General features: G+C 51.0%; 17 protein-coding genes. 7 read left to right on the forward strand and 10 right to left on the reverse strand.

The window, feature by feature from the left end; all coding sequences use genetic code 11:
• Nucleotides 1-72 precede the first annotated feature (72 nt).
• On the forward strand, nucleotides 73-1,182 hold the full coding sequence (locus tag ACUY4Q_RS15480) for a YcbX family protein (protein WP_458043623.1): 1,110 nt from the start codon (nucleotides 73-75) through the stop codon (nucleotides 1,180-1,182).
• Here the strand turns inward: ACUY4Q_RS15480 and zapC are convergent.
• Both zapC and pyrD read right to left on the reverse strand, forming a co-directional pair.
• Nucleotides 1,179-1,721, reverse strand: a complete 543-nt coding sequence (zapC, locus tag ACUY4Q_RS15485; protein WP_458043624.1) for a cell division protein ZapC — start codon at nucleotides 1,719-1,721, stop codon at nucleotides 1,179-1,181. The two genes, ACUY4Q_RS15480 and zapC, sit on opposite strands and share 4 nt — an antisense overlap.
• A 168-nt stretch (nucleotides 1,722-1,889) precedes the next feature.
• Complete coding sequence (gene pyrD, locus ACUY4Q_RS15490; RefSeq protein WP_458043625.1) at nucleotides 1,890-2,900, reverse strand: quinone-dependent dihydroorotate dehydrogenase; 1,011 nt, start codon at nucleotides 2,898-2,900, stop codon at nucleotides 1,890-1,892.
• A 248-nt stretch (nucleotides 2,901-3,148) separates the two neighbouring features.
• Between pyrD and ssuE the strand changes: the two genes are divergently transcribed.
• Complete coding sequence (gene ssuE, locus ACUY4Q_RS15495) at nucleotides 3,149-3,736, forward strand: NADPH-dependent FMN reductase (protein WP_458043626.1); 588 nt, start codon at nucleotides 3,149-3,151, stop codon at nucleotides 3,734-3,736.
• A gap of 44 nt (nucleotides 3,737-3,780) precedes the next feature.
• Here the strand turns inward: ssuE and pepN are convergent, their stop codons facing one another.
• Nucleotides 3,781-6,393 (reverse strand): aminopeptidase N, encoded by a 2,613-nt coding sequence (pepN, locus tag ACUY4Q_RS15500; RefSeq protein ID WP_458043627.1) that lies wholly within the window; start codon nucleotides 6,391-6,393, stop codon nucleotides 3,781-3,783.
• A 256-nt stretch (nucleotides 6,394-6,649) separates the two neighbouring features.
• Here pepN and pncB point away from each other — a divergent pair, with 256 nt between their 5' ends.
• On the forward strand, nucleotides 6,650-7,852 hold the full coding sequence (gene pncB / locus ACUY4Q_RS15505; RefSeq protein ID WP_458043628.1) for a nicotinate phosphoribosyltransferase: 1,203 nt from the start codon (nucleotides 6,650-6,652) through the stop codon (nucleotides 7,850-7,852).
• A gap of 30 nt (nucleotides 7,853-7,882) precedes the next feature.
• On the opposite strand, the gene ACUY4Q_RS15510 is transcribed toward pncB, so the two are convergent.
• From ACUY4Q_RS15510 to dpaL, 4 genes are all read right to left on the reverse strand, one after another.
• Nucleotides 7,883-9,052, reverse strand: a complete 1,170-nt coding sequence (locus tag ACUY4Q_RS15510) for a M20 aminoacylase family protein (RefSeq protein ID WP_458043629.1) — start codon at nucleotides 9,050-9,052, stop codon at nucleotides 7,883-7,885.
• Between the two features lie 18 nt (nucleotides 9,053-9,070).
• Nucleotides 9,071-10,309: a Zn-dependent hydrolase gene (locus ACUY4Q_RS15515; RefSeq protein WP_458043630.1), complete on the reverse strand. Its 1,239-nt coding sequence runs from the start codon at nucleotides 10,307-10,309 to the stop codon at nucleotides 9,071-9,073.
• Nucleotides 10,310-10,335: 26 nt separating this feature from the next.
• A complete protein-coding gene (locus tag ACUY4Q_RS15520) occupies nucleotides 10,336-11,625 on the reverse strand; it encodes an aromatic amino acid transport family protein (RefSeq protein WP_458043631.1) in 1,290 nt (429 codons plus the stop codon).
• Between the two features lie 104 nt (nucleotides 11,626-11,729).
• Complete coding sequence (gene dpaL, locus ACUY4Q_RS15525; RefSeq protein WP_458043632.1) at nucleotides 11,730-12,944, reverse strand: diaminopropionate ammonia-lyase; 1,215 nt, start codon at nucleotides 12,942-12,944, stop codon at nucleotides 11,730-11,732.
• 296 nt (nucleotides 12,945-13,240) lie between these two features.
• On the opposite strand from dpaL, the gene ACUY4Q_RS15530 reads away from it, so the two are divergent.
• The 4 genes from ACUY4Q_RS15530 to ACUY4Q_RS15545 all read left to right on the forward strand — a co-directional run bounded on the left by ACUY4Q_RS15530 (nucleotide 13,241) and on the right by ACUY4Q_RS15545 (nucleotide 18,354).
• Nucleotides 13,241-13,702: an Lrp/AsnC family transcriptional regulator gene (locus ACUY4Q_RS15530; protein WP_458043633.1), complete on the forward strand. Its 462-nt coding sequence runs from the start codon at nucleotides 13,241-13,243 to the stop codon at nucleotides 13,700-13,702.
• A gap of 189 nt (nucleotides 13,703-13,891) precedes the next feature.
• Entirely contained in the window at nucleotides 13,892-15,292 is a 1,401-nt protein-coding gene (asnS, locus tag ACUY4Q_RS15535; protein WP_458043634.1) for an asparagine--tRNA ligase, read from the forward strand.
• 585 nt (nucleotides 15,293-15,877) lie between these two features.
• Entirely contained in the window at nucleotides 15,878-16,978 is a 1,101-nt protein-coding gene (locus tag ACUY4Q_RS15540) for a porin (RefSeq protein WP_458043635.1), read from the forward strand.
• Between the two features lie 185 nt (nucleotides 16,979-17,163).
• Nucleotides 17,164-18,354 (forward strand): amino acid aminotransferase, encoded by a 1,191-nt coding sequence (locus tag ACUY4Q_RS15545; protein ID WP_458043636.1) that lies wholly within the window; start codon nucleotides 17,164-17,166, stop codon nucleotides 18,352-18,354.
• A 44-nt stretch (nucleotides 18,355-18,398) separates the two neighbouring features.
• Here the strand turns inward: ACUY4Q_RS15545 and ACUY4Q_RS15550 are convergent, their stop codons facing one another.
• From ACUY4Q_RS15550 to ldtD, 3 genes are all read right to left on the reverse strand, one after another.
• Entirely contained in the window at nucleotides 18,399-19,046 is a 648-nt protein-coding gene (locus ACUY4Q_RS15550) for an MBL fold metallo-hydrolase (RefSeq protein WP_458043637.1), read from the reverse strand.
• A 26-nt stretch (nucleotides 19,047-19,072) separates the two neighbouring features.
• Nucleotides 19,073-19,621, reverse strand: coding sequence for a peptidoglycan L,D-endopeptidase MepK (gene mepK / locus ACUY4Q_RS15555; RefSeq protein WP_458043638.1), 549 nt, complete (start codon nucleotides 19,619-19,621; stop codon nucleotides 19,073-19,075).
• 186 nt (nucleotides 19,622-19,807) lie between these two features.
• On the reverse strand, nucleotides 19,808-21,670 hold the full coding sequence (ldtD, locus tag ACUY4Q_RS15560; RefSeq protein WP_458043639.1) for a L,D-transpeptidase: 1,863 nt from the start codon (nucleotides 21,668-21,670) through the stop codon (nucleotides 19,808-19,810).
• Nucleotides 21,671-21,677: the final 7 nt, after the last annotated feature.

Genomic DNA, 21,677 nt, shown 5'->3' on the forward strand with positions numbered 1-21,677 from the left:
TTGCGCATTATAGCCAATCTGGCGTGCATGTCATAAAGTTGAGGGCTTATTTTCGTCGTCAGAGGAATTAGCGTGGCAACGCTCTCGCGTCTTTTTATTCACCCGGTTAAATCTATGCGCGGAATTAGCCTGACACACGCGCTGGCAGACAGCAGTGGTTTATCATTTGACCGCGTTTTTATGGTCACGCAAAAAGATGGCACCTTTATTACCGCGCGCCAGTATCCGCAGATGGTTCGCTTTCTCCCCTCTCCCCTTACTGATGGTCTGCATTTAACCGCGCCAGATGGCACCAGTGCGGTGGTACGTTTCGCTGATTTTGCCCCGCAGGGCGAACCGACCGAGGTCTGGGGGAACCATTTCACCGCTCTGGTCGCACCCGATGCCATTAATCTCTGGCTCAGTGGCTTTTTTGGCCGGGAAGTACAGTTACGCTGGGTGGGCCCACAACTGACGCGCCGGGTAAAACGTTTTGACGATGTCCCGCTCTCCTTCGCCGATGGTTTTCCCTTCTTACTGACCAACGAAGCGTCGCTGCGCGATCTGCAGCACCGCTGCCCGGCAAGCGTAACGATGGAGCAATTTCGCCCCAACCTCGTGGTCACTGGCGCACAAGCCTGGGAAGAAGATAGCTGGAAAGTGATTCGTATTGGCGAAGTCATATTTGATGTGGTTAAACCTTGCAGCCGCTGCGTGTTTACGACCGTCAGTCCGGAACGGGGGCAAAAGCATCCGGCGGGTGAACCACTCACCACGTTAACGGGTTTTCGCACCGCCCAGGACAATGGCGATGTCGATTTCGGGCAAAATTTAATCGCCCGCAACAGCGGCGTTGTCCGTGTTGGCGATGAGGTTGTCGTTCTGAGCCGCGCCCCGGCCAAACCCTATGGCGCAGGCAAGGTCGCAGAAGCCGTTGAAGCGGAACCGCAAGCGGCAGGCGAGGTCGATATTGTCTGGAAAGGACAGAAATTCCGTGGGAATAATCAGCAGATATTACTTGAACAGCTGGAAAACCAGGGCATCCGCGTCCCCTACTCTTGTCGGGCGGGGATCTGTGGCTGCTGTCGTATGACGCTTATCGAAGGTGAAGTGAGCCCATTAAAGAAATCAGCCGTTTCCGCTGACGGTACAATTCTGAGTTGCAGCTGTGTACCCAAAACATCGTTACGACTGGAAAGTTAAACCGCCTGCTCAAAGCTGAAGCTGTCAATGTGACATTGCGGCTTCAGTCGGTCATTCATTACTTTAATGGCATCACCCAACTGCATGGTGCGCCCGGCAATCACCACACCGGGTTGCGCCAGTAGGCAAAGTGCTGCGTTTTCGCCGGACTCGACCACCAGCAAATTCACTGATTCACCGGTATCACTTAACGAAACGCTGGCGGCCATGCCTGCAGCAGGAGACCACGGTGCGTTGTGGTTCTGGAAGTGCCAGCTTTTGGGCATTTGCGGTTTCAGGAAGCGAATGGCGACCAACGCATTAAGTACCAGCTCTGCACGCTGCTCATTGGATAGCATCAAATCACGGCATTTCTCATCAAAGGAGAAAAAGAGTGCGGCATCATCAACACAAAAACCACTGGGAGAAAACGCATCAGGGGTAAGCATTTTGCGGGCAAACCGTGAGCGGAAAATCATGCCGTTGGCTAAATCGAGCATCATACGATCGTGCTCATCATCAAAAAACCAACGCCAGTTATCATCAGGTTTAATTCGCATGCTGTTCTCCCCTCCCCGTATTCATCCCTGACCCTAAAGTCCTTTTTGCCGCTTCGCTTATTACCAAATTAAGAAAAGACTAAAATGTACAAATTAGCAACAATGAGGGAATATAAATCAACCAGGACTCGAAATAAAGCCCTGGTAAGGCAAATCAGAGAGAAAAGATTAGTTATGAGAGATGATTTCTTTAATCAACGGCGGACCTTTAAAAATAAAGCCAGAATAGATCTGCACCAGTGATGCCCCTGCTTCCAGCTTCTCGCGGGCGGCAATCACAGAATCGATGCCGCCCACACCGATAATCGGCAAACGACCTTTTAATTCTCCGGAGAGACGGCGAATAATTTCTGTACTTTTTAATTGCAGCGGACGACCACTCAACCCACCCGTTTCATCACAATGTTTCATTCCCTGAACCAACGATCTTTCGAGCGTGGTATTGGTCGCAATGACGCCATCAATATTGTGGCGAACTAAACTGTCAGCGACCTGGATCAATTCCTCTTCAGAAAGATCCGGGGCGATCTTCACGGCGACAGGAACATATTTATGGTGAATCTGTTGCAGCGCAGATTGCTTATTTTTTATCGCCGTTAACAGGTCATCCAGCGCTTCGCCATATTGTAACGTGCGCAGGCCTGGCGTATTTGGCGAGGAAATATTAATAGCAATGTAACCGGCGTAAGCATAGATTTTTTCCATGCAAATCAGGTAGTCATCTTTGCCCTGCTCGACAGGTGTATCTTTATTTTTGCCGATATTAATGCCGAGCACGCCATCGAAATGGGCTTTTTTCACGTTTTCGACGAGGTTATCAACGCCGTGGTTATTAAAGCCCATTCGGTTGATTAATCCCTCCGCATCCACCAGACGGAAGATACGTGGCTTGTCGTTACCCGGCTGCGGACGCGGCGTGACAGTGCCAATTTCAATCGCACCAAAACCCATTGCGCCCAGGGCATCAATGCATTCACCGTTTTTATCAAGCCCGGCCGCCAGACCGAGCGGATTTTTAAACGTCAGGCCCATGCATTGCACCGGTTTTTCCGGCAGACGCTGGCGCACAAGCGCTTCGAGCGGCGTTCCTGAGATACGACGTAATTGCTGGAAGATAAATTCATGAGCGCGCTCTGGATCGAGCTGAAAAAGGGCTTTACGAACGAAGGGGTAGTACATGAACTCTCCTGGATTCCCGGTGTGCAAACCGGGGGCGTATTATCTGTGATTCGTTGGGAAAAGGGAATTGACCTGGGGCAAAAAAACGTTAACTGAACGCAATCGTTTCCCTTTACGACTTTTGATATGCTTTTTTTGGCTGTTTTACGTCGAATAAAATATTTAAGGGAATAACCCACCTCTGCCACACTGCTCTTATTTGTTATCAAAGATAGTTAAATGACAACTAACGGTTATAAGGAGCATTCATGCGAGTGGTTACTTTGGCGGGCAGCCCACGCTACCCTTCACGTTCCAGCGCATTGCTGGAATATGCCCGTGAGCGGCTGAGCGCCCTGGACGTTGAGGTCTGTCACTGGCACCTGCATAACTTCGTCCCGGAAGATTTACTTTATGCCCGCTTCGAAAGCCCGGCTTTGCAGGCGCTGATTGAACAACTCGCGGAGGCCGACGGTATGATCGTCGCCACGCCCGTTTATAAAGCGTCCTTTTCAGGTGCGCTGAAAACATTACTGGATATGCTGCCTGAGCGGGCGCTGGCAGGAAAAGTAGTGCTACCGGTCGCCACCGGCGGGACGGTTGCCCATATGCTGGCAGTGGATTATGCCCTTAAACCGGTGCTTAACGCCCTTAAAGCACAGGAGATCCTGCACGGCGTCTTCGCCGACGACAGTCAGATTATTGATTATCAACATAAACCGAGCTTTACTCCGTGTTTACAGGCGCGCCTGGACGCTTCTCTGGAAACATTCTGGCAGGCATTGCATCGGCGTGACTTTCAGGCACCGTCATTCCGACAGGTGAATTCTGCGCTGAGACAGCGAATCGAAGGATAATGCAGGGAAAGCCGGGCAGGCATCGTTGCCCACCCGGCCTGAGATTACGCCAGTGCTTTACTGACTTTTTCGAACAAATCCCCGGAGAGATTCTCCAGCCCTTTCAGTTGTTCCAGCGCAGCGCGCATCAACGCCTGCCGCTTCGCATCATAACGTTTCAAGCGGATCAGCGGCTCGATGAGTCGTGACGCGACCTGCGGGTTACGTTGATTAAGCTCGGTTAACATCTCGACCAGGAACTGATAACCGCTGCCGTCTTCCGCATGGAAAGCCGCCGGGTTGCTGCCCGCGAACGCGCCGATCAGCGAACGAATACGGTTCGGGTTACTAAGACTGAACGAGCGATGTTGCAGTAACTCACGTACGGTTTGCAGTGCGTTCTCAGCCGGACTGGTTGCCTGCAGAATGAACCACTTATCCATCACCAGGCCATCGTGGTGCCACTTATCATCGTATTCCTGCATCAACGCATCACGACACGGTAGCTGCGCGGCGACGGCAGCGGAGAGTGCGGCGAGCGCATCGGTCATGTTATCGGCCTGGTGGTATTGCTGGCTGACAAGCTTATCGGCAAGCTCAGCATCACCAAAGGCGATATAGCGCAGGCAGGTGTTACGTAAGGAACGTTTGCCGATATCCTCATGCTCCACTCGGTATGTCTGAAGTTTGTTGGCGTTATAAATCGCCAGCACTTCATCCGCCAGTTCAGTAGCCAGCGTGCGGGTCAATGCTTCACGTACCGCGGTAATCGCTATGGGATCGATAACCTCGAACAGTTCGGCGATTTCATTGGCGGATGGCAGCGTCAGGATTTCTGCGGCCAGCGCCGGATCAATCTTTTCATCCAGCAGAATGGCGCGGAAGGCGTCGGCAACATGCAACGGTAGCGACAGCGGCTGACCCTGCTGCTGGCGGGCAACGTTAAGTTTGATGTGGGTGGCAAGCAGGCTTTGCGCAGCGTCCCAACGGGAGAAATCATTGCTGGCGTGGCGCATCAGGAACGTCAGCTGCTGATCGCTCCATTTATACTCCAGTTTAACCGGGGCAGAGAACTCACGCAGCAGCGAAGGCACCGGCTGGAAGTAGACGTTATCGAAAACAAAAGTTTGCTCCGGCTGGGTCACATTCAGCACATGGTGGACCGGGTGACCCTCTTTTTGCAGGGGAATCACCTTTCCTTCATTATCGTAGAGCTCAATGTCGAAGGGGATGTGCAGCGGATGTTTCTCCTGCTGCTCTGCCGTTGGCGGCGTGCGCTGGCTAATGGTTAAGGTGTACTGCTCGGTTGCCGGATTGTAGTCATCATGAACAGACACAATCGGTGTCCCGGCCTGGCTGTACCAGCGGCGGAAGTGGGACAGATCGACATTGGAGGCATCTTCCATCGCCTGGACAAAGTCGTCACAGGTGGCGGCGCTGCCGTCATGGCGCTCGAAATAGAGCTGCATCCCTTTCTGGAAGTTCGCTTCGCCCAGCAGAGTGTGGATCATGCGGATAATTTCTGAACCCTTCTCGTACACCGTCAGGGTGTAGAAGTTGTTCATTTCAATGACTTTATCCGGGCGAATTGGGTGCGCCATCGGGCTGGCGTCTTCCGCAAACTGCAGACCACGCATGGTACGCACGTTACTGATACGGTTAACGGCACGCGAGCCCAGGTCAGAGCTGAATTCCTGATCGCGGAATACCGTCAGACCCTCTTTCAAACTGAGCTGGAACCAGTCACGGCAGGTTACGCGATTTCCGGTCCAGTTGTGGAAATATTCGTGACCAATGACACGTTCGATATCAAGATAGTCTTTATCGGTGGCGGTATCGGTACGCGCCAGCACGTATTTGGAGTTAAAGACGTTCAGGCCTTTGTTTTCCATCGCGCCCATATTAAAGAAGTCGACGGCGACAATCATATAAATGTCGAGGTCATACTCGAGACCAAAACGGGTTTCATCCCATTTCATCGAGTTTTTCAGCGAGGTCATCGCCCAGGGCGCACGGTCGAGATTACCGCGGTCGACGTACAGTTCCAGCGCCACTTCACGACCGGAACGGGTGGTAAACGTATCACGCAGCACGTCGAAGTCCCCGGCAACCAGGGCGAACAGATAGCAGGGTTTCGGGAACGGGTCTTCCCATTTCATCCAGTGGCGGCCGTTCTCCAGCTCGCCCTGATCGACGCGGTTACCGTTGGAAAGCAGGAACGGGTACTCGGCTTTATCAGCAATCAGCGTCGTGGTGAAGCGGGCCAGCACATCCGGGCGGTCAAGATACCAGGTGATATGGCGGAAACCTTCAGCCTCACACTGAGTACACAACGCTTCCCCTGATTTGTAGAGCCCTTCCAGCGCCGTATTCGCCGCCGGACTGATTTCATTGACGATGCGCAGGGTAAAATGTTCCGGCAGATTGTCGATGACCAGTTGGTTATCTTCTTCTTTATAGTGAGTCCACGGCTGGTCGTTAACATGAAGGGAGATGAGCGTCAGGTCTTCGCCGTCCAGACGCAGTGGCACGGCAGTCGCGTTTTGACGGGTGACGACACTCACCGCCGTGACGACGGTTTTTGCGGCATCCAAATCAAAGGTCAAGTCAATATCGCTAATCAGGTAATCCGGCGCACGGTAATCGTGGCGGTATTTGGCTTGTGGCTGTTGTGTCATAAAAAACCTTTAGCATCTTCTGTTGGTTACGTCTCCAGTCTATTCCTGTTGCCAGAATCCCGCCACGCAGAATGTTTAACTTTTCAGACAGAAAGGCTTTGTTTGCTACATTTGGCTAACATGCGGCACGAAATGCCCTCGACCCGTTTTGCGCTATATGGTGTGATCGGGGTTCAATAAATCAATAAACAGGTTATACTCCCGCTGCTTTGTTTATTGTACTAAACGCTCCTGTGAGAGGATGCCACGGCGCACTATGACTCAATTTGCTCACCCTATTCTGCAGACACTGCTGGATACTGATGCCTACAAATTGCATATGCAGCAGGCGGTGTATCACCACTACTATGATGTGCATGTAACGGCAGAATTCCGCTGCCGTGGCGACGACCTGCTCGGCATTTACGCGGAGGCTATTCGGGAAGAAGTTGAGGCCATGCAATACCTGCACCTGCAGGATGATGAGTATCAGTGGCTTTCGGGACTCCCCTTCTTTAAACCGGACTATCTCAACTGGCTGCGGGCGTTTCGCTACGATCCCCGTCAGGTGGTTGTAAGTAATGACAACGGTAAGTTACACATCCGCCTGTCAGGCCCGTGGCGCGAAGTCATCATGTGGGAAGTGCCTCTGCTGGCGGTGATTAGCGAACTGGTTCACCGTTATCGTTCTCCGCAGGCGGATGTTCAGCAGGCTCTTCTGCATCTTGAGACAAAACTGGCGGATTTCGCTGCCCGCACTCAGGATCTGGATATGTCCGCTTTCCGTTTGATGGATTTCGGCACCCGCCGCCGCTTCTCACGCGATGTTCAGCACGCCATCGTCGCCCGTCTCAAACAGGAACCCTGGTTTATCGGCACCAGTAATTACGATCTGGCGCGTCGCTTATCATTAACTCCCATGGGGACGCAGGCCCATGAATGGTTCCAGGCGCATCAGCAGATAAGCCCTGACCTTGCAACAAGCCAACGGGCAGCGCTGGCAGCCTGGCTCGAAGAGTACCCAACCCAACTCGGTATCGCCCTCACCGACTGCATTACCATGGACGCTTTCCTGCGCGATTTCGGTCCTGAATTTGCTGAGCGTTATCAGGGTTTACGCCATGACTCGGGGGATCCGGTTGAATGGGGTGAAAAAGCCATTGCCCATTATGAAAAACTCGGTATCGATCCCCTGTCGAAGACGCTGATTTTCTCTGACAATCTGGATCTCAATAAAGCCCTCGATCTTTACCGTCACTTCGCTGCACGGGTGAAGCTCGGCTTTGGTATTGGCACTCGCCTGACCTGCGACATCCCGGATGTCAAACCCCTGAACATTGTCATCAAGCTGGTGGAGTGTAATGGCAAGCCGGTAGCAAAATTATCCGACAGTCCGGGTAAAACTATCTGCCACGATAAAGCCTTCGTCAGGGCGTTGCGCGAAGCCTTCGACCTGCCACAGATTAAAAAAGCCAGCTGACGCTGGCTTTCTCAATAACAGGGGCAATCATTACCCCTGCTGCGGTAAACGTGTTGCGATTATCTCCGCAAAAAAAGCTGCTCCCGTCAGTAATATCTCATCATTAAAATCGTAGCAGGCGTTATGGAGCGGAATATTGCCCTTCTCATCCGTTTCGTCTCCATTGCCCAGGAAGACAAAGCAGCCGGGAATATGCTGTAAGAAGGCGCCGAAATCTTCTGAGATCATCATCTGTGCTACGTTGCCATCCACATTCTCAACGCCCACCACGCTTTGTGCCGCCTTTATGGCCACCTCGACACAGGAGGCGTGATTCACCGTCGGCGCAAATTCATGGGTATAAGAAAAATCACACTCAGCCCCGTGCATGGTACAAATGGCTTCGCAAACCGTCCGCATCCGCTCTTCCAGTAACGTCTGGACGTTGGGTGTATAACTGCGTGTATCTCCTTTGATCTCAACATGGGTAGGAATCGCATTACGAATCCCATCCGTGTGGAGTTCGGTACAAGAGATGACCGCCGGTAGGTTAGGATCAACATTACGTGACACAATGGTTTGTAATGCCAGAATGATTTCCGCTGCGATGATCAGTGGATCTTTCGCCATATGCGGGCGGGCGGCATGGGATCCCTGCCCTTTAATTTTGATAACAAAGTTGTCTTCACTGGCCATAATACCGTCTGTGCGGGTCGCTATTGTTCCCAGTTTCATACCCGGCATATTGTGCAAACCGTAGATCTCCATAATACCAAAACGTTCCAGTAACCCATCTTTCATCATGGCGGTAGCACCGTAACCCGGCTCTTCCGCGGGTTGAAAGACGAAACAGACGGTACCATTGAAGTTTTGACGCTCTTTGAGCAGATGAGCCGCCCCCAGTGCGATGCAGGTGTGGCCGTCATGACCACAGCCATGCATCCGCTCAGGTATGGTTGAGCGATAGTCCAGTTCGCCCTGTTCGCTGAGTTGAATGCAATCAATATCGGCGCGAATGCCAATCACCTCTTTGCCATCACCACACTTGAGTACACCTACCAGACCGGTTTGACCAATTTGCCGATGTACTTCAATGCCCATCTCTTCGAGTCTGGATGCGATAAAATCCGCGGTCTTAATCTCTTCGAATGCGCTTTCCGGGTGAGCATGAAGATAGTGACGCCACGTAATAAGTTGCTGCCTGAGTTGTTCCTGATTCATCTCTTCATCCTTTATTTATTACGCGGCTCTCTGCGCACGCTCTAAAATCACCTGCAACAGCACATTGCCACCTGCAATCAAATCGGCAGGTTTGGTGTGCTCATGAATGTTGTGACTGACGCCGCCCACGCAGGGCACAAAAATCATGCCAGCGGGGCAAACGGACGCCATAAATTGGGCGTCATGACCGGCACCACTTGGCAAGCAGCGGTGAGAAAAGCCCTGAGACTCCGCTTCTGCCTGAATAGCCGTGACAATATCCTCGGCAAAAATAACTGGATTAAAACGCACCAGCGAACGTGAACTCACTGTTACCCTCTCCTCCTGCGCCGTTTTTTCGACATACTCTTTCAGCCTTTTTTCTGCGCGAATGAGCTCAGCGTTATCGGTATTGCGAAGATCCACCGTCATCACCACGTGGTTGGGAATAACGTTGATAAGATTGGGTTTGAAAGTCATATGGCCAACCGTTGAGACCTGATGACCACCTATCTCTTTTGCCAGAACGCGGGCAAATACCGCAATTTTTGCGGCCACCAGACCAGCATCGTGACGCATTGCCATGGGCGTTGTCCCGGCATGATTGGAGACACCCGTCAGGGTAAATTCACGCCAGGAGATGCCTTGTACGCCGGTCACAACACCAATATCCGTCCCTTCTCTATCCAGAACCGGGCCTTGCTCAATATGCAATTCAACATAGCTGTCGACCGCCATGTCACCAGGTTTGTGCTTTCCTTTATAGCCAATGGCACTAAGGGCTTCGTCGAGGGTGATACCGTCGCGATCTTTTGCTGCCAGAGCCGCCTCAAGAGGATAGTTACCAGCAAATACGGCGCTTCCCATCATGTCTGGCTGAAAGCGTACGCCCTCTTCGTTAGTAAAAAACGTCACCGCGATAGGGCGTAAAGGACGAATACCCGATTCTTGCAAGGTGGCAATAACTTCCAGCCCTGCCATTACCCCATAGTTGCCGTCGTAAAGCCCTCCCGTCGCAACGGTATCAATATGTGACCCCATCATTACCATCGGGAGATCCTGCTCGCCGGCATAAATACCGGTGACGTTACCAATGGCATCAATACGAATGGCCAGCCCCAGGGCTTTCATTCTCGCCACCACAAAGTCGCGACCCGCTTTATCTTCTGCTGTTGCCGCCAGGCGGCAAACCCCACCGCCCTCCAGCGCGCCACAACGGCCCAGTTCAAACAGTGAATCCACCAGCCGCTGCCCGTTGATTCTCAAAAGATGACTCATGAATGTGTTTCCTTGTAATTGCGTTTCTATTTCACCATCGCGTAGAAAATGGCCGATACCGTGATAAGCCCGATTAGGGTGACAAAGATGTTGCTGATTTTGCCGCGCCAGGGTGCAAGCGCTGGGATCTTATGAATGGCATACATGGGTAACAAAAGGAGAATCGCCGCCCCGGTCGGGCCGCTAATGCTTTCGATAATGCCCAGAATGCTGGGGTTCTTGTAAGCAGCGAACCAACAGGTCAGTACCATCACTATAAAGATGACGGTGTTTACGCTGCGAAGGGTTAACGATTTTCCTCTTGCGGCGGCACGGTCCAGAATGATGTCGCGCAAAGATTCATAAGCGCCTATATAGTGACCAAGAAAAGATTTAGTGATGGCAACAAAAGCAATAATCGGCGATAACCAGGCAATGACTGGATTATCAAAATGATTCGCCAGGTAGGAAAGAATGGATAAATTTTGCGCTTTCGCCTCGGCAAGCTGTACAGGAGAGAGGCTTAGCACACAGCTCAGAACAAAAAACAGCACCACTACAACCATCAACAGGATCCCACGGCGCTGGATTTGCCCACACTTCTTATCAGCCACTTCTTTGCCATAACGCTGTTTCTGCCGCACTACCATCGGGGAAATAATGGGATAGTGATTAAACGACATCACCAGCACCGGAAAGGTCATCCAGAGTGTCATACCGATCCCTTGCCCGCTTCCCGAATAACTGGGGCTAAGTGTTTGTAAAATAGCGCCGTTCCAGTGTGGGATGAGAAACAGCGACATGAAAATCAGTGAAGCAATAAACGGGTAAACCAACGTGCTCATCACCCGCATGATGATCTGTTGCCCCAGGCGAACCACAAACATCAGGCCGAGAATCAGTAGCAACGACACGGCTCCTCTTGGCGGTTCGGGCAGCCCTAACTGATGAGTGATAAAGCTTTGGGCGGTATTCGTCACCGCGACCGCGTACATAATGAGGATGGTATAAATGGCAAAAAAGTAGATGAGGGTAAATGCCCTCCCCGCCAGGGTACCAAAGTGTTCACCAATAGCATCGGTTATAGTGCTTTCTGGCGTATTGGATGAAAAAATGAAGCGTGCTAAACCGCGATGCGCCAGATAAGTAATGGGAAAGGCAAGGACAAATACAATCAACAATGGCCAGAACCCACCGATGCCTGCATTTATAGGTAGAAAAAGCACCCCCGCCCCGATTGCGGTACCAAATAATCCTAAAACCCAAATGGTGTCTTCATTATGCCAGCGGGATACATCCTGATAATCTCGTTTTACTGATATTATTTCATTTTTCATGGCTGATATTCTCTTTCTCGTTTCGCACTATAGTGCATTTTTATTAATTTGAGAGTTTTTATTCAGCGGGTATGTAGGGTACCCTTGCGCTTTTATTTATTATTTCAGGCGTTGCGTCCAAACCAGACAATATCTTCATAGACATCCGGTGAGGTATCACCTTCCGTGCTAATCAACAGAACACGCGAATGTATATTAAGGTTCAGACGTTCTCTTATTTCCCGGTAACAGTCCTGACTCATGAGTTCATAGATCAGTCCGGTACCAATAGCCCCGGATTCTCCAGAAATAAAAGGAGCATCCGTACCCGGCCGTGGTGCCGCTAAAATTCGCATACCATTGGCTGCAAGTCTGTCGTCGGCAGAGATAAAGCAGGACGTATTGTCACGAATTATCGGCCAACTGATCGTGTTGGGCTCACCGCAGGCAAGCCCGGCCATCAGCGTTGCCATATCACCGCTGACAGAATGAGGATCACCGTCGTTTATTACCGCTGAACGATAAAGACAATTCGCTTTATGCGGCTCAACGAGTATCACCGTCGGGGCTTTCTCTTTCATTTTTTCGATAAAAAAGCCCATGATGCTGCCAGCAAAGGAACCAACCCCTGCCTGTAAAATCAGATGGGTAGGCAGCCCATTGCCACTTTCCAGCAACTGGTCATAGGCCTCCATCGCCAGTGTCATATACCCTTGCATAATCCAGGTGGGAATCTGCTCATAGCCCTCCCATGCCGTGTCCTGTAATAAAACCCATCCTTTCTCCTGTGCCATTTTGTTCGCAAGACGCACGGTATCGTCGTAGTTAAGATCGGTAATAGTGCATTCGGCACCATGTTGACGAATGTTTTCCGCCCGCACGGGAGAAGAGCCTTTGGGCATGAACACCACGGCTTTTAATCCCAGCTGTTGCGCCGCCCAGGCTACACCGCGCCCATGGTTGCCATCTGTCGCAGTGACAAAAACGCTATCAGCAATATGCGATTTAACTTCCGGTACATTAAGATCAGCAAACGTTAGCGATTGAATATCCCGCCCAAGCTTTTGTGCCAGATATTTTCCGACAGCGTATGATCCTCCCAGTCCTTTGAAAGCATTAAGACCAAAACGGCAGGATTCATCTTTTATATGCAACGCGCCCAGCCCCAGTCGATGACTTAAATAAGGTAAGCAGCGCAAAGGTGTCACTGTGTATTGAGAGAAGCTTTTATGAAATGCCAAAACTTCTCGACCAACATTTTCATTTAACACATTTAAATCTACACCCTGCCCATAGGGTTTTATACTGCCGTTAAATTGAACATCTATTACATTCGTCATATCCAGACCTTGTTATTTATAGGTATTTAAATGGATGATAAAATGATTATTCAACGTCACCACTAGCAAATAAATCAGCTGACGATCACGTAAAAATAAATAAACGTACTGAGGTAATTTAACGAAAATATTCCGTCAGCTAGTTACTCAACTGTTTGAAATGGTACTATGCGTAAACCAATTAAATGGCGCAAAATTGTTCTTATGTACGCAATTTTCATCCTTATTGCGCCAGTAGATGCAACGATGTTGCGCACTGCGATCGTTATCACACTCTAAGAGGTGGGTCAGAAACCATGAAGCTCGACGCCTGGGATAAAAAAATTCTTACCTTGTTACAGTGCGACAATCGCCTCTCTCAGCGCGAGATTGCCGATCGGGTGAATTTGTCGCCTTCAGCAGTAAATCGACGTATTGCGGCGCTAGAAGCGGCTGGCATCATCAGCGCCAACGTGAGCGTGATCAACGCAAGTCTTGTGGGTCGCCCTATTACCATTATGGTGCAGGTAAAAATTGAAAATGAACGTCTCGATCTTCTTGAGGAGACCAAATCACGCTTTGTTAAGTGCCCTCAGGTTCAGCAGGTTTATTACGTGACTGGCGATTTCGACTTTCTGCTGGTTATCAACGTCCGTGACATGGCCGAATATGAAACCCTGACCCGAGAACTGTTTTTTGCCTGCGGAAACATCAAAACATTCAATACGATTGTCTCGATGCAGAATGCTAAGCAGCAGATGACGGTAATCATCGAATAAGTCTTTCATCGGAGCACGGGCATCTACCTGGAAGGCGCAAATGCCGCTCTGGCACGATTAATTTCCGAAATATCTTCTTCCACTGCTAATTCTGCTTGTCTGATGGCGCACGCCAGGTAACATAGGTATCCCCCCTTTTTCGGGCGGATAAATGATTATTTTTTCCAGACAATTAACAGAGAGAATATTATGAGCGTTGTGCCTGTAGCCGACGTAATCCATAGCCGCGTTGCCGTTGACCAAGAAGTCACCGTACGCGGATGGGTGCGCACCCGCCGAGATTCAAAAGCTGGCATCTCCTTCCTCGCCGTTTATGACGGTTCCTGCTTTGATCCTGTACAGGCCGTTATTAATAATTCTCTGCCCAATTATAATGAAGACGTTTTGCGTCTCACCACCGGCTGCTCCGTGGTTGTTACCGGTGTTGTGGTGGAATCGCCGGGTGAAGGCCAGAGCTTTGAAATTCAGGCGACAAAAGTAGAAGTGACCGGCTGGGTTGAAGATCCCGACACCTACCCGATGGCGGCGAAACGTCATAGCATTGAATACCTGCGTGAAGTTGCTCACCTGCGCCCGCGTACCAACATGATTGGTGCCGTCGCACGTGTTCGCCACACGCTGGCACAAGCGCTGCACCGTTTCTTCGACGAGCAGGGCTTCTTCTGGGTCTCTACCCCGTTGATTACCGCATCCGATACCGAAGGCGCTGGCGAGATGTTCCGCGTCTCCACTCTGGATCTGGAAAATCTGCCGCGTAACGATCAGGGTAAAGTGGATTACGACAAAGATTTCTTCGGTAAAGAGTCATTCCTCACCGTATCCGGTCAGCTCAACGGCGAAACTTATGCCTGTGCCTTGTCCAAAATTTACACCTTCGGTCCAACCTTCCGTGCTGAAAACTCCAACACCAGCCGCCATCTGGCCGAGTTCTGGATGCTGGAGCCGGAAGTCGCCTTTGCCGATTTGGAAGATAACGCCCGTCTGGCAGAAGCGATGCTGAAGTACGCCTTTAACGCCGTACTGACGGAACGTATGGATGATCTTAAGTTCTTCGCAGAACGCGTAGATAAAGATGCCATCGCCCGTCTTGAGCGTTTCGTCGCAGCGGACTTCGCACAGGTTGACTACACCGATGCAGTAACCATTCTGGAAAACTGCGGTCAGACGTTCGAAAACCCGGTTTACTGGGGCGTTGATCTCTCTTCCGAACATGAACGCTATCTTGCTGAAAAACACTTTAAAGCACCGGTTGTGGTTAAAAACTATCCGAAAGACATTAAAGCCTTCTACATGCGCCTTAATGATGACGGTAAGACCGTGGCCGCAATGGACGTTCTGGCGCCGGGGATTGGTGAAATCATCGGTGGTTCTCAGCGTGAAGAGCGTCTGGATGTGCTGGATGCGCGTATGGCAGAAATGGGGCTCAATAAAGAAGACTACTGGTGGTATCGCGACCTGCGTCGTTACGGCACCGTACCTCATTCTGGCTTCGGTTTAGGCTTCGAGCGTCTTATCGCTTACGTCACCGGCGTACAAAACGTACGTGACGTTATTCCTTTCCCGCGCACACCGCGCAGCGCAACATTCTAAAATGTTTTAAGGCCAGCACCTGCTGGCCTTTTTTTTAGCCATTATTTCGTTATCCCTCACTCCAGTACTGACGCAAACTTACCCATTCTGACCTGAATTTACACTTCTGCACTGAAACATTTCTGAACAAAAAATAACCCCTACCTGTTTTGTGGATTAGTTTTTCCTCATCTGATAGCACATTTGGATAAAATTCACTCAGCAATCCAGACGTCTGAATTTAGGTATAAGCAAAACCGGGATGAGAATGATTATTGGATAAGAATTGCCATTATCTCTATTAATTATAAGTAATTCATATAAATAGGAAAGGAATGATGATTTTTTGCTCCGAGATGTCCTGAACTTTGAGTTGGTTCACAAAGTTCCTTAAAATTCATAAATTCTTACACATTATTGCTTTCTGTTACTGCTTTAAGACATTTGTAGCACTTTCAGGCTAGCGAAACGATTATATGAATGGAAAGATGCCTCTCAGACACAGAAAGACACCAAACTCTCATCAATAGTTCCGTAAATTATTATTGACGGAAATTATTGGAGGCAGTGGCAGGTGTTCAAAAAAACCAATGAGGGTAATAAATAATGATGAAGCGCAATATCCTGGCAGTGGTTATCCCTGCCCTGCTGGTAGCTGGCGCAGCAAACGCTGCTGAAGTTTACAATAAAAACGGCAACAAACTGGACCTGTACGGTAAAGTTGTTGGTGAGCACGGCTTCACCACCTCCGGCGACAGCACTTCTAACCAGGACTCTTCTTACGGCCAGATCGGCTTCAAAGGCGAAACTCAGGTAAACAGCGATGTTACCGGTTACGGCCAATGGGAATACCGTACCAAAGCGGGCAAAGCTGAAGGCAACCAGGACAACGTAACTCGTCTGGCATTCGCTGGTATCAAAGTGACTGACGCGGGTTCTCTGGACTACGGCCGTAACTACGGCGTGGTTTACGATGTAGAATCTTACACCGATATGGCTCCGTCCTTCTCCGGCGAAACCTGGGGCGGCGGTAACACCGACAACTACATGACCAGCCGTTCTACCGGTGTTCTGACCTACCGTAACAGCAACTTCTTCGGTCTGGCTGATGGTCTGAGCCTGGCGCTGCAGTATCAGGGTAAAAACGACCGTAGCGACGACATTGAACGTGGCAACGGTGACGGTTTCGGTACCTCTCTGGGCTATGAGTTCGGTGAAGGCTTCGGCGTGATCGGCGCATACAGCACCGCTAACCGTACCAAATACCAGAAAGCTGATGGTAAAGGCGAGAAAGCAGAGACCTGGGCTGTTGGCGCAAAATATGATGCGAACAACATCTACCTGGCAACTGTTTACGCAGAAACCCGTAACACCAGCATCCTGACTGACGTTAACGACGACAAGTCTATTGCTAACAAAACTCAGAACTTCGAAGTTATCGCACAGTACCAGTTCGACTTCGGCCTGCGTCCGTCCATCTCTTACGTTCAGTCCAAAGGCAAAGCACTGGGTCTGGATGACAACGGCAACAGCGTTTCCAACGACCTGGCTAAATACGTGACTGTAGGTACTTACTACTACTTCAACAAGAACTTCAACGTATACGGTGACTACCGTATCAACCTGCTGGACGACAAAGACAGCCAGTACTACTCCTGGGTTGGTACTTCCGACCAGGTTACTCTGGGTGTAACTTACCAGTTCTAATTAGCAGAACTCGTTGTTATATGCATATGAAACAGGGCTTCGGCCCTGTTTTTTTGTTTTCAGCGGCTCAAAAAAATTATCCTGCAAAAAGAGGCGTGCTTTTTATTGCAAACGGTTGGCAATCACCGGTTCTCCCGTTAACCTGATAGCGGACCTCCCTTCTGTCACCAAAATGGAACCTCGTCATGTTTGAGAATATTACCGCTGCCCCTGCCGATCCTATTCTGGGTCTGGCCGATCTGTTTCGCGCCGATGAACGTCCAACCAAAATCAACCTGGGTATTGGTGTCTACAAAGACGAAACCGGCAAAACGCCTGTTCTGACCAGCGTAAAAAAAGCTGAACAATATCTGCTGGAAAATGAAACTACGAAGAATTACCTCGGTATCGATGGTATTCCTGAATTTGGTCGTTGCACCCAGGAATTACTGTTCGGCAAGGGCAGCGTCATTATTAATGACAAACGTGCACGTACCGCGCAGACGCCTGGCGGCACCGGTGGCCTGCGTGTTGCTGCGGATTTCCTGGCAAAAAATACCTCTGCAAAACGCATCTGGGTAAGCAATCCGAGCTGGCCAAACCATAAGGGCGTGTTTAATTCCGCTGGTCTGGAAGTATGCGACTACGCTTATTACGATGCAGATAAACATGCGCTGGATTTCGAGGGCATGCTGGCGAGCCTCGAAGCCGCGGCTGCGGGCGACGTAGTGCTGTTCCATGGCTGCTGCCATAACCCAACCGGCATCGATCCTACGCTTGAGCAGTGGGAAATCCTGGCCAAATTGTCCGTTGAAAAAGGCTGGTTGCCGCTGTTTGATTTTGCTTACCAGGGCTTTGCCCGTGGTCTGGAAGAAGATGCTGAAGGCCTGCGCGCGTTCGCAGCGCTTCACGATGAACTGATTGTCGCCAGCTCCTTCTCTAAGAACTTCGGCCTCTATAACGAACGTGTTGGCGCCTGTACGCTGGTGACCGCCAATAGCGAAACCGCCGACCGTGCTTTCAGCCAGATGAAGGCTACCATCCGCGCTAACTACTCCAACCCACCAGCGCATGGGGCATCCGTGGTGGCGACCATTCTGGGTAATGACGCACTGCGCGCAATCTGGGAGCAAGAGCTGACGGATATGCGCCAGCGTATTCAACGCATGCGTTTGTTATTCGTCAACACGCTGCAGGAGAAAGGCGCAAACCGCGATTTCAGCTTTATCACCAGGCAGAACGGTATGTTCTCTTTCAGTGGGCTGACCAAGGAGCAAGTTTTGCGCCTGCGCGAAGAGTTTGGCGTATATGCGGTCGCCTCAGGCCGTATTAACGTAGCGGGAATGACGCCGGATAATATGTCGCCGTTGTGTGAAGCTATCGTCGCCGTACTCTGAGCGATGTGAAATAAGAAAAAAGCCGCTATCGCGGCTTTTTTTGTTTACCAGACGGGTAACTCGTCTTGCAGGAAGGGGTTATGCAGTCGCTCATTACCCAGCGTTGAGATGGGTCCGTGTCCTGGAATAAAGGTCACGTCATCGCCCAATGGCAATAGCTTCCTTTTAATGGCATCAATCAACTGGGCATGATCGCCTTTCGGGAAATCACTGCGTCCGACGCCGCCTTTAAAAATCACGTCACCGGATACCAGCAGTCTTGACTGCGCATCAAAAAAGACAATATGCCCCGGGGTATGACCCGGACAATGCAGCACCTGCAAATTCACGTTGCCGACGTTCACCGTCTCCCCTTCATCTAACCAACGATCGGGGGTCAACGGCTGGCAATCTTCCAGGCCAAACATACGGCTCTGGGCGGGTAAGCCCTGCAGCCAGAACTCATCTTCCTTTTCCGGACCGATAATCGGCACACAATAGTGCTGCGCCAGTTCGGCGGCTGCTCCCACATGATCCAGGTGACCATGCGTGAGCAAAATCTGTGTCAAGGTTACGCCGGAGGCATCGACTTCTTTCATGATGCGTTCTGCATCGCCGCCGGGATCGACCACGGCAGCCTGCCGGGTTTCTTCACACCAGATTAACGAACAATTCTGCGAGAATGCCGTTACCGGAATAATACGATAGTTCATACTGCTCCTGTTTTTCTGTCTGAGAATTACCAGTGCCGTAACGGCCCGGTATCAATATGCACAAAGTCACTGCTGGGGTAATATCCTACACCACCAGCGCGCATAGATAACGCGGCTTTGCGAACATTGCTCAGAGAAATCCCTTCGATATGGAAATCCATCGCCTGCCCCTTGGTGTGATAGCTTTTTTTGGCTACTCCACGGCTGTGAGCACGAAGTTCGTTGTTGGTATCAATGGAACGATACCCCGAAATCAGTTGCACCGGTTTGCGTGTTCCCAGCAACCCCTGCAGGCGGAAAAGCTGATCAAACAATTGCGGATCGATGGTCTTTATTTTATTCGCGCGATAGTCACGGAAAAAATGGTTTAGTTTTGCTAATTCATCCTGAATATAGCCCTTGCCATCGAAAAATTCGGTTTTAATCGTTTCGCCGGTATGAAGATTATTCAGCGTTAAAATACGTGGGCGTGGCGTGGATAGGGTTGCAAATGCACGTTGAGGTAAGATGGCTGCACCAAGGGCAATACCACCTAACGCCAACAATTTGCGGCGATTAGCGTCAAATTTGTCCATGATTTTCAGGTCTTCAAGAAAGCAAAGTGATCGTATTTTATGCACTTTTATTGCGCACGAAAGGCACCTTACCGGGCAAAAACCCCCACGTCAAGGCAGCCTGACCCCAGGAAATACGGGCGTTGCAACAGATCTCGCCCGTTTTCCTCAGGTATTACGACAACAATGTTTTCAGAACGTCTTCATTTACCTGATTAATTGTTCCGCTTTCGCCAGAATTTGTGCACCGGATCGCGCCGGTAAATCATAATTGTAAATATCTGTACGATATTGCGTGCGACCGTCTGCGCCCACGAATGCCGTCAGGTAATAAAGATTCACCGGGATGTTGTGACGAATATTAACGTAACGGGTATCCCCTTCTTTCAACGCGTCGGAAATGCGGGAATCATTCCAGCCGGCATCCTGTAACAGCATATTGGCAAGCTCAGAGGCTTTATTCACCCTCACGCAGCCTGAGCTCAATGCTCGCGCCTCTTTCTGGAACAGGTTGTGGTTTGGGGTGTCATGCAAGTAAATGGCATCAGAACTCGGCATATTGAACTTGTAGCGACCGAGTGAATTATGCGCGCCCGGCGCCTGCTGGAAACGGAAGGGAAGATTCGATGGCGAAATCGTCGCCCAGTCGACCATCCACGGGTCTATGGCTTCTTTGCTATTCCAGCCACGCATGACCGTATAACCGTGGCGTTCAAGATACCCCGGGTCATTCCAGACTTTTGGCAGAATATCTTTGCGCGCCAGCGTGGGTGGAACGTTCCACGGCGGGTTCACGACCACATTGTTTAATGCGCTGCTCATCATCGGCGTTTTGCGATCCGGTCGGCCCACAATGACGCGGGAGGCTAACACCTCGTTACCGTTCTGGTAATAAACCAGTGAGTACTCAGGAATATTCACCATAATGCCGGTGGACAGTTTAGCCGGTAGCAACCGTAAACGCTGAATGTTGAGCGCCAGTACGCCAGCACGTTGTGCAGGTGTCACGTTAAGCCAGTCACGGGTCGCGGTGCCAATAACGCCATCCGCATGCAGACCTTGCGCCGTCTGGAAGCGTTTCACCGCCTCTACCAGCTTGCGGTCATATTCGCTGCGCACCGCTGTCACCGGCTGGCGCTTTTTGCCTTGCTGAACGGGCACTGGCGTTGCTGCTTTGCTCTCTTCAACAGCAATCGCAGACGGGCTGATAACATCGTCACCGGCAGTATCGCCAGGCAGGGCAATTTTCGGTTGCTCTTCCATCATTCCACTGCGTTGCAAGATTTCACGCAGCGCGGGCACATCAATGCTCCACTGACCGGGGCGCAGCGAGGTCGTTCCCGTGAGTTGCGGCCAGGCATTATTATCCGCCACCAGCGTCAGGAGTGACTGATGCATAGCTTCATACTGCGGATGATGAGGAGCGAGGCTCTGAACAAAGCGGGGAAGATAGCCGTTATCCAGGGCAACCTGCCACTGGTTAATCACCGACAGCGGCGGCGTTTCCAGTGAATAAGGTTTGGTACTGTAAAGCCAGCGATTGCCTTTAACAGGAATGCTGGCCACAAAATGCAGGTAACCCATCATGGCGTCTGACAGCACGACATCCCTTGCCATGCCAGTGACACCAGGATCGGTGAGCAACTCGACCCATGCGGTGAATTGCGGCTGGAAACCGGCAATCGCCACCTCCGCCAGTTGCTGCTGGAACGCCTGAACCGCTTCCCGGTTTTCCCACAGAGGCTTCATCTCGCGAGCCGCGTAAAGCGCAGCGAGTGAATTCATGTAGACGGGTGTCCAGTTAGCTGGCAGGAGCTCCTGCAATGACGCGCGCGCCGAAGCGGCTGCATTTTCGGTCGGGAAAGGCGCTAACCCCGCCATCATCGCTGTCACGGGAGATTGCGCCAGCGGCTGGGGCAATAAGCCCGGTTGATCGCCAGCCGTTGCGGAGCTATCAACCGGAACCACTTCAGGCTCATCAGCCTGCGCATTAAACAGTGGAGCGAGTGCGAATGTCAGGCATAAACCTAGTGCAGACATCCGACGACCATACGACTTCATAAGCAACATCCCTTGC

The sequence above is a fragment of the Phytobacter cepae genome (assembly GCF_054165735.1).

Coding starts and splice junctions, on each gene's coding strand:
- zapC (WP_458043624.1), bottom strand. CDS start 1,721: ATGCGAATTAAACCTGATGATAACTGGCGTTGGTTTTTTGATGATGAG.
- pyrD (WP_458043625.1), bottom strand. CDS start 2,900: ATGTACTACCCCTTCGTTCGTAAAGCCCTTTTTCAGCTCGATCCAGAG.
- ssuE (WP_458043626.1), top strand. CDS start 3,149: ATGCGAGTGGTTACTTTGGCGGGCAGCCCACGCTACCCTTCACGTTCC.
- pepN (WP_458043627.1), bottom strand. CDS start 6,393: ATGACACAACAGCCACAAGCCAAATACCGCCACGATTACCGTGCGCCG.
- pncB (WP_458043628.1), top strand. CDS start 6,650: ATGACTCAATTTGCTCACCCTATTCTGCAGACACTGCTGGATACTGAT.
- ACUY4Q_RS15510 (WP_458043629.1), bottom strand. CDS start 9,052: ATGAATCAGGAACAACTCAGGCAGCAACTTATTACGTGGCGTCACTAT.
- ACUY4Q_RS15515 (WP_458043630.1), bottom strand. CDS start 10,309: ATGAGTCATCTTTTGAGAATCAACGGGCAGCGGCTGGTGGATTCACTG.
- ACUY4Q_RS15520 (WP_458043631.1), bottom strand. CDS start 11,625: ATGAAAAATGAAATAATATCAGTAAAACGAGATTATCAGGATGTATCC.
- dpaL (WP_458043632.1), bottom strand. CDS start 12,944: ATGACGAATGTAATAGATGTTCAATTTAACGGCAGTATAAAACCCTAT.
- ACUY4Q_RS15530 (WP_458043633.1), top strand. CDS start 13,241: ATGAAGCTCGACGCCTGGGATAAAAAAATTCTTACCTTGTTACAGTGC.
- asnS (WP_458043634.1), top strand. CDS start 13,892: ATGAGCGTTGTGCCTGTAGCCGACGTAATCCATAGCCGCGTTGCCGTT.
- ACUY4Q_RS15540 (WP_458043635.1), top strand. CDS start 15,878: ATGATGAAGCGCAATATCCTGGCAGTGGTTATCCCTGCCCTGCTGGTA.
- ACUY4Q_RS15545 (WP_458043636.1), top strand. CDS start 17,164: ATGTTTGAGAATATTACCGCTGCCCCTGCCGATCCTATTCTGGGTCTG.
- ACUY4Q_RS15550 (WP_458043637.1), bottom strand. CDS start 19,046: ATGAACTATCGTATTATTCCGGTAACGGCATTCTCGCAGAATTGTTCG.
- mepK (WP_458043638.1), bottom strand. CDS start 19,621: ATGGACAAATTTGACGCTAATCGCCGCAAATTGTTGGCGTTAGGTGGT.
- ldtD (WP_458043639.1), bottom strand. CDS start 21,670: ATGTTGCTTATGAAGTCGTATGGTCGTCGGATGTCTGCACTAGGTTTA.